Here is a 12,002-nt window from a genome sequence, read left to right on the forward strand (position 1 = left end):
AGACGTTCTACACCAAGAACATTTTGTTGAACGAGGGCATCCGCGCTTGGATGGCTCCTCAAGACCAGATTCACGAAAAATTTGTATTCCCCGAAGAGGTATTGCCACGGGGTAACGCTCTCTAGTAATCGCGGCTCACGCATTTAACTGGGTTACGTCAAACGGAGTCCTTGCTTTAAAGCGGGGACTCCGTTTGAGTCTTGTGCTGTGTTCTTACTGGATTTGCTTCTTGCATTGGATTTCTGATATAGCTGTGCTCACCTGGGTTAGGACGGGAGCCTTTTGAGTGGCGCGCGGAGCACGGCACCCAAAAGGTTCTAAAGAAATTGAATACGGCTATATCAATTTAAATTGATGAGGTGACAGATGATTTTCGAGAGCCGCACGGAGCGCGGCTCTCGAAAATCATCTGCCCTGTTTGGGTCTTAGATTGATATGAGAAGCTTTTCTGAAAAGCATGTCTAACAATTATGAAGGCGTTAGCTAGTACACAAGGCATACTGTCTGTGCTATTCTACGTATCAGGTGGTAACACCCGGAGCCGAGTGTTCTGCCCTTCTAGTAACTAACCGTCTAGGAAAGAGGAGGTGATGCCTGTGCAAGATAGTAGTAAATTCACGGGTCGTCAAGTTGATATAAGCTGGCTGTGCGCCGGGGCTGCTCTCTAGGAGCTAAATCTAGAGATCCGTCTCTAAGATTTTGTAAGCCAGGGTTCCTCCTGGCAGTCTAGTTTCAATTTGAAGACCCGCTACACCGCCCCCATAGATTAGCTGAGGATTCCTCCGAAAGCCGATCTGTGGGGGCGGATAGTTTTTTAAACAGCCCTACAAGAAACACGCAAGAGAATGTTTCTATGTCCCTAGACAGCACTTTAGGGGACAGTAGCGCAAAGCAGGAACTTTTGAGATCATTCAGCAGTCTTAAGGTGAGGGTTTCTTAACCTGCTTTTATTCTGCTCTTGATCCTTGTCAGGCTCAGTGCTTATAATTGTACAGACCGGGTTTTGAAGTCAAAGACCATTAGGTTATAAGGTGTGAGGATTAAAAATATGTCATCCAAGTTTTTTTGGAAGTCTTTGCTAGCTACCCCTGCTTTGCTCGGTGCAGCTATGTTTGTTTCTTCTTCTGCGATCGCCGTAGAGGTTCAACCCAAGGCTGCTGCTGATACGTTGCTCAGCGAAGCTTCTGCATCAAGTTTAGAGTTGTTGTCTGCTCAGCCTTTGTCTTCAGAAGCAGCACCGCAACTTAGTGCTGTTCCTGTTCAGCAAGCCACTGCGCCCGCAGTTGAAGCGGCTGCGATCGAGACAGCTCCTGTACAAATTGCACAGAGTGCGCCCCAGCAGGTAGCGCCCGCAACGACTAGCGTTTCCTCTCTTGAGCAAGTTGCTCAGTACAGCAGCAGCGGTCAAGCTGGCTCAATGTCTCAAGTCACCTCAATTTCTCAGCTTTCTGATGTTCAGCCTACAGATTGGGCGTTTCAAGCGCTTCAGTCTCTCGTTGAGCGCTATGGCTGTATTGCAGGTTACCCCGATGGCACTTACAAGGGTAGCCGTGCGATGACTCGCTATGAATTTGCGGCAGGTATGAATGCTTGTCTCGATCGCATCAGCGAATTGATTGCTTCCAGCACTGCTGACCTGGCAACCGCAGAAGACTTGGCAACCCTACAGCGCCTGCAAGAAGAGTTTGCAGCTGAATTGGCAACCTTACGCGGTCGCGTTGATTCTTTAGAAGCTCGGACGGCTGAACTGGAAGCTAATCAGTTCTCCACCACCACCAAGCTCAAGGGTGAAACCATCTTTGGTATTGGCATCCCTCTGGAAAATGGTGTAGAAGGAACGGATGAGCCTCAGGCAAACCTGGGCTACCGGATTCGATTGAACTTGGATACTAGCTTCACAGGGAATGACTTGCTGAGAGCACGTCTTCAGGCTCGTGACTTTGGTAGCCAGGAGTCTTTGGGTGGCGTTGCCTGGAAGTTTGGTGATGGCAACCCTGTTGGAGGCAGCAACACCGTTATCCTACAGAAGTTGTTCTACACCTTCCCGGTTGGCGATCGTGTACAGCTGACTTTTGCCGCCAGAGGCGTTTCTGACTCTGACTTTGTGAGAAGTACCATCAGCCCCTTTGACGATGACGGCGGCGGTGCTCTAACCAGCTTTGGTGTTCCTTCGCAGTACAACTTCATGCCTGGTAATGCAGGTGCAGGTGCGATCGTCCAACTGACGGATAACTTGAGTCTTGACTTCGGCTATTCTGCATCTGAGGCTGCTAGCACCCGACCAGGTGCAGGTTTGTTCAACGGCGATTATGGCATCGTTGCTCAGCTGACCTACTTGAGCAGTTTTGTAGATGCTGCCCTCACCTATGGCAACGGCTACAATGCAAGTGGATTCATCTTCGATCGCAGTCCTGAAGTCGCAAATACCTACGGTGGGCAGGTCAACTTTAAGTTTGGCGCTCTAGAAGTGGGTGGTGGTGTAGCCTATATACCCATCCGCAGCATCGGTATTGGGGATTTCGACATCTGGAGCTACCAAGGTACGCTGGCTCTTCGCGATCTGGGTGGTGAAGGCAACCTGTTAGGTCTTCTGGCGGGTACTCCCGGCTATGGCTCCAGCATTCCTGGTTCTCTAAGCGGTACCTTCAATCAAGACAATGCGTTCCAGGTTGAGGGCTTCTATCGATTCCAGGTAAATGACAATATCTCTGTCACACCCGGTCTGATCTACATCACCAATCCTGGCAACGATGATGCGAATGGCGATAGCTTTGTAGGTGCTATCAGAACAACATTCAGCTTCTAGAGATGTGGTTAAAGGCTCAAGTACCCTTTAACCTGTTTATCTGATAACTTTCATGCTCAAGCTCCTGTGGAGCTTGAGCATTCTTTTTAAGAAGTTCCCATGGGGCAATTTGGAGCTACTAAGTTCCAGGAATAAATTTTGTGTGGAGAGGCTGCTCTAGCGCACAAAATTTATCTCCCGGTTAAGCAATAGTGGCAGTTCTTCAAGGAATGGTTAAGAAGATTAACAAGAGAATATTGAATTCTTAAAAGTCTTAAGTAAAATCAGCATCTTTCGCTACTTTCTTGTCTTTTTGCGATCTCCCAGCTTAGAATTACGCTTGTGTGGTTTAAGAAATCGTAGATTTTAAGTGTGAGGAATTTCAGGTATGTCATCCAAGTTTCTTTGGAAGTCTCTTTTAACGGCACCTGCTTTCCTGGGTGCGGCTCTCATTGTTTCGTCTTCCGCAACTGCTGCGGAGATGCAGTCTAAGTCTGATGTTGACGCGTTGCTTAGTGAAGTTGCAGTCTCCTCTAGCTTGTTGACTGCAAGCGAATTAGCTCCAGCGGCTCCTTTACAAATTAATGCTGAAATCAGCCCAGTTGAAGCTACTCAGCCAGTTCCTGCTTCGATCGCTGCTGAACCTTCCTCGCAGCAGGTTCCTGAAGAAATTGCTCAGACTGCACCTATTCAAGCGGTTCCCGCTACAGGCGCTTCATCTCTTACACAGGTCGCTCAGTACAGCGGCGAAGGGGTAGACGACACTCAGGCTCAAGTCACCTCAATTTCTCAGCTTTCTGATGTTCAGCCTACAGATTGGGCGTTTCAAGCGCTTCAGTCTCTCGTTGAGCGCTATGGCTGTATTGCAGGTTACCCCGATGGCACTTACAAGGGTAGCCGTGCGATGACTCGCTATGAATTTGCGGCAGGTATGAATGCTTGTCTCGATCGCATCAGCGAATTGATTGCTTCCAGCACTGCTGACCTGGCAACCGCAGAAGACTTGGCAACCCTACAGCGCCTGCAAGAAGAGTTTGCAGCTGAATTGGCAACCTTACGCGGTCGCGTTGATTCTTTAGAAGCTCGGACGGCTGAACTGGAAGCTAATCAGTTCTCCACCACCACCAAGCTTAGAGGCGAAAGCGTCTTCGTAGTTGGCATCCCCATTGAAAACGGTGTTGTCGATGCGCCGGATGACCAGGTCAACCTTGGCTACCGGGTTCGCTTGAACTTGGATACTAGCTTTACGGGCGATGACTTGCTGAGAGCACGTCTACAGGCTGTTGATTTCAACAACCCCAGCGCTTTTGGCAGCGGCACGCGATCGACTCAATGGGCTTTGAGTTCGACCTCTCCAACCGCAACAGGCAGCAGCAATGTCACTATAGACAACTTGTTCTACAGATTTCCTGTGGGTCCAGCGCGGGTAAGCATCTGGGCAAACTCGTTGGGAAACACTGATTTGGTTTCCACCGGAATCAGCCCATTCCGCGACAGCGGATCAGGTTCTTTGCTGAGATTTGGTAGACCCCCACAGTACGACTTCTTTGGCGGCAACGCTGGAGCTACGGTTTTCTTCAAGTTCAATGACAATTTTGGTCTAGACCTTGGCTACTCCGGTGGTGGTTCGGGAAGCTCTTCTGCTAGCACTCTGCCCAAGAATGGCTTGTTCGATGGCACCTACAGTGCCGTTGCGCAGCTGAACTTCTTGAGTCCTAACTTCGATGCAGCTCTGACCTACGGCAACACCTACAGACGCGGTGGTTTCTTCGGTTTTAGAGATGCTGCCGACGCAGCTAATCCTGAAGTTGCTAACGTTTATGCGGGGCAAGTTAACTTCAAGTTCGGAGCAATTGAGATTGGAGGTGGCGGTACCTACATTCCAATTCGTCGGATTGGTGAGGGCGACTACAATGTTTGGAGCTTCCAGGGAACTCTGGCTTTCAGAGACTTGGGTGGAGAAGGCAACATCTTGGGTATCCTGGCAGGAATTGCGCCTTACGCAGCAGGAGTTCCGACTGATTCTGTGGTCAACAGCCGTATTAATCAGAGAAACAATTTTGTTGCTGAAGTGTTCTACACCTTCAACGTCAACGACAATATTGCTATCACGCCCAGCTTGATTTATCTGGATTCTCCAAGCAATAGCTCCGACAACGACAGTAGTTTTGTGGGAGCGATCAGAACCAACTTCAGGTTCTAGGGTTTGACTAAATGAACTTAATAAAGTTCATTTAGCAACATAATTAATCCCCCAGCTTTACAGATGAAGAGCTGGGGGATTTTTTGTATGGAGAGCAGCAGCTCTGTAGCCATAATCATCAAGCTAGGACATTTTTGAGCGTGCTCAAAAATGTCCCCGTCCTACCTGCTGTAAATGCAGCTATACCTCTAACGGCTGTAGGGTAAATAGCTTGAGAATGCGATCGACCATCTGGGGCGGAGTAAGACCTAAGTCTGCCCAGGATTCTTCGGGCAAGGCGTGATCAACTAGCTTGTCAGGGACACCAATACGGGTCAGTGGCACCATTACCTCATGGTCAAGGAGGGATTCGGCGATCGCTGAACCAAAGCCGCCCATCAGGCAGCCTTCTTCTAACGTAATCACCCGCTTCACTTTTTTCGCCAATGGAATAATCAGATCTGTGTCTAGCGGTTTGGCAAAGCGGGCGTTGATCACAGTCGCTTCTATGCCGTGTTCGCTTAACATCTCAGCGGTTTGCAGCGCAGGATAGACCATTGAGCCATAGCCCAGCATCAGCAAATCGTCACCATTCCGAAGAATTTCCCCTTTGCCAATGGGAAGCGGTTCCCAACCTTCTTCCATCAGAGGCACGCCATAGCCATTGCCGCGAGGATAGCGCATGGCGATCGGGCCTTCAGTATGCTCTACACCTGTGACAATCATTTGCTGTAGCTCGGCTTCGTCTTTGGGAGCCATCAGCACGAGATTGGGAATGCAGCGGAGATAGGCAATGTCATACATGCCTTGATGGGTAGGGCCATCTGAGCCAACAATACCCGCACGATCGAGGCAGAAGAAAACAGGCAGATTTTGAATACAGACATCATGAACAATCTGATCAAAGGCGCGTTGCAGGAACGTGGAATAAATTGCGGCGACCGGACGCATTCCTTCGCAAGCCAAACCTGCGGCCAGAGTGACAGCATGTTGCTCCGCAATACCCACATCAATATATTGCTTGGGCAGCTTTTGCTGAAGCTTGTCTAACCCGGTGCCTGTTGCCATGGCTGCTGTAATCCCAATAATCTTGGGATTATTTTCTGCCAACTTGGTAAGGGTATGGGCAAAAACCTTGGAGTAACTGGGGGGCTTGGGCTTGTTAGAGGGCGCAGCTTTGCCTGTTGTCAAATTAAACGGCGACTGAGCGTGATAGCCGACTTGATCCTGCTCGGCGATCGCATAGCCCTTCCCTTTCACGGTAACGACATGCACTAATACGGGGCCTTGCTGTTGATGAGCAAGCTGGAAGGTAGCAATCAGTTCCTCCAAATTGTGACCGTCGATCGGGCCCATGTAAGTAAAGCCCAATTCTTCAAACACGGCTCCAACTTTGGGAACGGCTAGACGCTTCATCCCTTCTTTGATCCGAGTTAGCTCAGGCGGCAAGGTGCCGCCGACAAATGGCAGGTTTTTCAGCTGCTCCTCCAGATTGTCTGTGAGAAACTGCACAGGCGGGCTGAGGCGCATTTTGTTGAGGTAACGCGGAATTGCGCCTACGTTCGGCGAGATGGACATTTCGTTGTCGTTTAGCACCACCACCAAGTTTGTCTTGGGCAGATGTCCGGCGTGATTGATGGCTTCCAGTGCCATGCCGCCTGTGAGTGCCCCATCGCCAATGACAGCAGCAACCTTGAATTTGTCGCCATTCAGGTCACGAGCGATCGCCATGCCCAGAGCCGATGAAATGCTAGTCGAGGCGTGACCTGCACCAAAGTGATCAAACGGACTCTCGCAGCGTTTGAGATATCCCGCCACACCGCCTTTTTGGCGAAGCGTATGAAAGCTGTTGTAACGTCCAGTAATCAGCTTGTGAGGATAAGCCTGATGCCCCACATCCCACGTTACCTTGTCGCGATCGAGATCTAATGTTTGATATAACCCTAGGGTGAGTTCTACTACTCCCAAACCAGGCCCCAAATGTCCACCATAGGCTGCAACGGTTTCCAAATGCTTTTCTCGAATTTGGAGCGCAATTTGTTTGAGCTGCTGGATTGAAAGGCCGTGCAATTGATTGGGGTGGGTTAATTCGCTCAGATGCATACAGAGCAGATACCTCTTGAGTTTTACTTGAGTTTTTCTAAGCTATTTACTATTTTCTCACTCTAATTCAATTCGAGGGAAAGATTAACGCGGCTTCTGGGTGCCCTGACGTTTTAGATTTTAGATTTGTAATCTTAGACGGTAAGATCTCCCCGGTGCAAGCGTTTCCAGCAATTATTTGCAGTAATTATCTGTCGCATCGCTTCGTTAAAATAGGTATCTATGTGTTAAAAGCATGTTACGAACCGTAGCTAGTAAGCTGTTTAGCACAAAAGATTGGCACAAAATTGGCACAAAAAAGCTGAGGGTTCGACACTTTGTTCCCTCAGCTTGATTGAAATAGTTCTGACCTAAATTTCTGGTTACAGGCTTTGCATTAGTTAGGGATAGGTTATTTTTTGGAAGCCGCGCGGAGCGTTGCCTCTCAAAAAATAACTATGGTCTATGCAATTGGAAATTGCTACAGTCAGTGCTGCTGAATGCGTCCCCAATTACTGCGGCTTCCCTCTCTTTTTTTAAGGGTAGCCATCATTTGTTGCCGGACGGCGAGTGCCCACAGGTCAAAGTCAAAATCGTTGCCAGTGAATGCTTGGAGAATAAATCTCGGCTGCTTGCTAACCTGTGCTTGGCTGTCCATCACGCGCTTGAGGGTATACATCAGACATAGTGTGCCCTAATTACGCAAAATAGCCTGTATCGTGGTGAAACAAAACTTTTCAGACCATGCAATGTTTATATTAAATTCATGTAAGTTTTACATAAGGCAGTGATTTTACTGAAGTATGGCAATCGCCAAGGCGGTTGGGACGGGAAAATTTAGGGTGGAGCGTTAAGCGCTCCACCCTAAATTTTCTAAGCAAACTGGCGATCGCTATACATCTAGTCAAAATTAAGTGACTAATCTGAATGAATCTAAGACCCTGTGAATTAGGGCTTACTAGGAATTGAGCGAGCTTTATTTGCATCTGTCGAAGCGCCTGTAGTGGACTGACTTGGCGCTAAACCTGACGGATTCAAGTTGTAAGGAGCGCTGGATGCGGGTAGCGGTGCGGGCGAACCTTGAGGAGTAGATGAGCCGCTGGAGTCGGGCAGGCTATTTGAACCCGGCAGATTGTTTAAGTTCGGCAGAGGACTTGAACCTGTGCTCGGTAAAGTCAATTCTGCTGAAGTAGAGCCAGGTAAAGTCGCTAGCGCCACGCGATCGCCTCCCACCGATTGCAGTAGGTCGAGAACCTGCACGACATCGTTGTAGCTGGCTGCCCGTGAGGCGTACAGCACCATTGTGCCTTCAGGACTGGTTGTGCGGAAGTTGAGCAAGGTTTGATAAAGCTGTTCTCTGGAGACGGGCTGCTTCTCGACGTAGGTTTGCCCGATCGGATCAACGGTGACGATGAGCAGCTTGCGCATTTGGGTCGTGCCCGTTGCTGCTCTAGGGAGATCAACATTGATGGCGTTTTGCCGAGTTAGGGTAACGGCGGCAAGAATGAAAAACGTCAGAATGCAGAAGATCACGTCAATGAGTGGGACAATCTCGATCCGGACTTCAGGCTCGTGGGAATCACTAGGGATTTTCATGAAGTTTCCTCTGGGACAGACGGAGACAGGGTGCCAGGGGCAAGTTGGCGATCGCGCTGCCACATGCGTCCTTTGCGATACAGCAACTCTAGCTCATTGCCCGACTGACGAAAGATCTTTGCCTGCCCACCCACAAAGCTTTGGTAGAGCCGATAAAATACCAGCGCCGTGATGGCAACAATCAGACCAGCGGCTGTGCTGATCAGCGCTTCAGCAATTCCCAGTGTTGCACCCGTAGTAGAGTCTGTATTCACATCTCCCAGCCGAATTGAGCTGAGAGAGCCAATGAGTCCTAATACAGTTCCTAATAGCCCCAGCAGCGGCGCAATGGCGATCGTCGCTTCTAGAATCTTTTCGCCCCGCCGCATAGCCGCAAGCTCTTCATCGGCTGAGGCTTCTAGAGCAAGTTGAAAAACCTCTGGATCAGGGTTTTCTAGCTCTAGCGCTGAATAGAGAAAGCGCCCGATCGGTTGATTGCTGGATTTTCGGGCAATTTCGGTGGAGGCATCCCAATCGCGCCGCGCCGCCTCTAGCACCCGACCCGAAATTTCCCGATCGTGGGTGAGAATTTTTGACCAAAACCAAGCTCGCTCAATAATGGTACTGAGCGCCAGAAACGAAAGGAGCAGCATGGGCCACATGGCGACGCCGCCCCTAGCAAACAGGTCAGAAATATTCACCGCTTTGTCTTACCTCCATCAATGTCTTACCTCTGTCCACGCGTCATGCTTCGATCGCACAGCCTCTAGTTACACAGCCTCTAGTTGCACAGCCTCTAGTCACACAGTCCTACAGCCGCCAAGCCCAGACACCAAATTTTGTTAATCAGAAAGCTGAATTAATTAAATCTTGAAAGCAATTTTAATTTTAAGAATTTCCGATCGCCTTCGACTACTCTTCGGCTGTGAATGAGCATCAACAGACCAATATAGATCTAATTGACTGGAATTCTCGAAAAAGGTTCGTGATGAAAAAAAGTGAGGCAATCATTTCGTAGAAGCGGCACGTTTCAATACCTCTACAAAATGACTGCCTCACCCTCAATTTAGATGGACATTTCAGAATGCTGCTGATCAGCCCGTAGTTCGGCGGACGTGATCCTGAATTTGCTGCTTACGTTCTTCAGTCATCTTGATGGTGGGCTTAGAAAAGTCGTTGGTGCTGCGAGCTAAATGCTCCATGATGCGCTTTTTGCGATCGTCTGAACTTGCCATAGATTAATTGAGAGCCGATAGTGAATTCCCTTCAATTGTAAAGACATAGTTTAAGAAAATCTAAAAAACGTTACGAATTGCAGCGTGTCAGAGCGCTTTGTTGATGGGTCAAACCCTTGCGTATCCCCTAACCGACCTTCCGGTTCAAAACGCTATCGTTGGAGTATGCGCATTTCTTCATCAAAATCCCTGCTACAGACTTTTTCTCGTCCTCTATCTTTATTTCAATATTGTGGCCGTGCAGTGCGGCTGGTTTGGACAACTCATCGTCTGCTCACGCTCGGACTCGCTCTCCTGACCCTGCTATCGGGGCTTTTACCTGGCGCGATCGCCTATCTCGGCAAGCTCATTGTAGATGGCGTGATCCAGGCAACTCAGTCGGGACTCCAAAGCGATCGCTGGCGGGTATTGGAATATCTGGGCATTGAGGCAATTGCCGTGGCGCTGCTTTCAGGAAGTCAGCAGATGACTTCGCTGTGTCAGTCACTGCTGCGCGTCTTGCTAGGGCAAAAGGTGAATGTCTTGATTCTCGAAAAGGCTCTGACCCTGGATATGGCGCATTTTGAGGATTCGGAGTTTTACGACAAGATGAGTCGCGCCAGACGGGAAGCCTCAACCCGTCCATTGGGTCTGGTGATTCGGACATTTGGGCTAATCAAAGATACGCTGTCCATCATTGCCTATGGTGCATTGCTGTTAAGGTTTTCAAGTTGGGCTGTGCTGCTTTTAATGGTGGCGGCAATCCCAGCATTCGTTGCCGAAACTCGATTCTCCCAGACTGCCTTTCGTCTGTTCCGGCGGCGCACCCCAGAAGCGCGATCGCAGGACTACCTAGAGTTCCTCATTTCCAACGAATCTAATGCCATGGAGGTGAAGCTCTACCAACTCGGCGATATGCTGCTCGATCGCTACCGCGCCATCTTCAATCGCCTCTATGCCGAAGACCGCGATCTCACTATTCGCAGAAGTCTTTGGAGCTATGGGCTAAGTCTGATTAGTACCGTCACCTTTTACGGCACCTATGTTTGGATTGTGCTGGAGGCGATCGCCAGCCGCATTTCCCTCGGCGATCTAACCTTGTATCTGGTTGTGTTTCGTCAAGGGCAGTCTACCTTTGCTTCGATCCTAACGGCAGTTGGCGGCATGTACGAAGACTCGCTCTACCTATCTAACCTCTACGAGTTTTTAGAAGAGCCAGTCCCGGAGTCCATAGGCTACGCCCGATATGGCGCACACCCGGAGGACGGTATTCGGTTTGAGCAAGTCTCCTTTACCTATCCTGGCAGTGCAATCCCTGCGCTTCATCAGGTTTCGTTTCATCTGCCGCCAGGACAGAAGCTGGCGATCGTCGGCAAGAATGGTTCTGGCAAAACGACGCTGATCAAACTGCTCACCCGCCTCTATCCGCCAGACTCAGGACGAATCTTGCTAGATGGACGCGACTTGCAGGAGTGGGATATTGAAACGCTGCAAAAGCGGATTGGCGTAATTTTTCAGAACTTTGTTCGCTACCAGTTTCAGGTGGGTGAGAATGTCGGCGTGGGCGACGTGGAGCATCTTGAAGATCAGCTGCGCTGGGAAGATGCGACTCAGAAAGGAACGGCGCGATCGTTTATTGACACTTTGCCGAATGGATTTCAGACGCAGCTGGGTCGCTGGTTTAAAGACGGACGAGAGCTGTCAGGCGGGCAATGGCAAAAAATTGCCCTGTCTCGTGCCTTTATGCGCACTGGAGCCGATATTTTGGTGCTAGATGAACCCACTTCTGCCGTGGATGCCGAAGCCGAAGTGGAAATCTTTAATCAGCTGCGGGCTGTGACGCAAAACCAGATGGCAATCCTGATTTCTCACCGTTTCTCGACGGTACGCATGGCAGACCAAATCGTGGTGCTGGTGAATGGCGAAATTCAGGAGCAGGGCACCCATGAGCAGCTGATGCAGGTAGAAGGACAGTATGCCAAGCTGTTTGCCCTACAGGCAGCAGGGTATCGGTAATAGGTGCTGGTAATTCGTGCAATAGTTTTTATTAGGCAGGATTAGCCCACCTCGTAAAAATCATTACATTTTGAGGACTACCCAATAAATCATCCGCCGCCTCATCTAATACCAATAGGACTTACGCATTTTTGTTGTGTGTGGTGGG

At 49.6% G+C, this 12,002-nt stretch carries 8 protein-coding genes and 1 pseudogene; 4 read left to right on the forward strand and 5 right to left on the reverse strand.

Annotation, left to right across the window (positions count from 1 at the left end; genetic code table 11):
• The 3 genes and pseudogenes from AC5JMP_RS27230 to AC5JMP_RS27240 all read left to right on the forward strand — a co-directional run.
• Positions 1–125 (forward strand): annotated as a pseudogene (locus AC5JMP_RS27230) (photosystem II D2 protein (photosystem q(a) protein)); the annotation flags it as partial.
• A 923-nt stretch (positions 126–1,048) separates the two neighbouring features.
• Positions 1,049–2,806: an iron uptake porin gene (locus AC5JMP_RS27235; RefSeq protein WP_495854648.1), complete on the forward strand. Its 1,758-nt coding sequence runs from the start codon at positions 1,049–1,051 to the stop codon at positions 2,804–2,806.
• 367 nt (positions 2,807–3,173) lie between these two features.
• The gene (locus AC5JMP_RS27240; RefSeq protein WP_495854649.1) at positions 3,174–4,988 is read left to right on the forward strand and encodes an iron uptake porin; all 1,815 of its coding nucleotides are present in this window, start codon (positions 3,174–3,176) and stop codon (positions 4,986–4,988) included.
• Positions 4,989–5,168: 180 nt separating this feature from the next.
• Here the strand turns inward: AC5JMP_RS27240 and dxs are convergent, their stop codons facing one another.
• The 5 genes from dxs to AC5JMP_RS27265 form a co-directional block, all read right to left on the reverse strand.
• Complete coding sequence (gene dxs, locus AC5JMP_RS27245; protein ID WP_495854650.1) at positions 5,169–7,070, reverse strand: 1-deoxy-D-xylulose-5-phosphate synthase; 1,902 nt, start codon at positions 7,068–7,070, stop codon at positions 5,169–5,171.
• A 466-nt stretch (positions 7,071–7,536) separates the two neighbouring features.
• Positions 7,537–7,728: a hypothetical protein gene (locus AC5JMP_RS27250; RefSeq protein WP_495854651.1), complete on the reverse strand. Its 192-nt coding sequence runs from the start codon at positions 7,726–7,728 to the stop codon at positions 7,537–7,539.
• 269 nt (positions 7,729–7,997) lie between these two features.
• A complete protein-coding gene (locus AC5JMP_RS27255) occupies positions 7,998–8,645 on the reverse strand; it encodes an ExbD/TolR family protein (RefSeq protein ID WP_495854652.1) in 648 nt (215 codons plus the stop codon).
• Positions 8,642–9,325 (reverse strand): MotA/TolQ/ExbB proton channel family protein, encoded by a 684-nt coding sequence (locus AC5JMP_RS27260; protein WP_495854653.1) that lies wholly within the window; start codon positions 9,323–9,325, stop codon positions 8,642–8,644. The genes AC5JMP_RS27255 and AC5JMP_RS27260 overlap by 4 nt, the downstream gene beginning before the upstream one ends.
• Positions 9,326–9,718: 393 nt before the next feature.
• Entirely contained in the window at positions 9,719–9,859 is a 141-nt protein-coding gene (locus AC5JMP_RS27265; RefSeq protein ID WP_495854654.1) for a hypothetical protein, read from the reverse strand.
• A 165-nt stretch (positions 9,860–10,024) separates the two neighbouring features.
• On the opposite strand from AC5JMP_RS27265, the gene AC5JMP_RS27270 reads away from it, so the two are divergent.
• A complete protein-coding gene (locus AC5JMP_RS27270) occupies positions 10,025–11,854 on the forward strand; it encodes an ABC transporter ATP-binding protein (protein ID WP_495854655.1) in 1,830 nt (609 codons plus the stop codon).
• The last annotated feature ends 148 nt before the right edge of the window (positions 11,855–12,002 follow it).

Source organism: Drouetiella sp. (assembly GCF_059504425.1).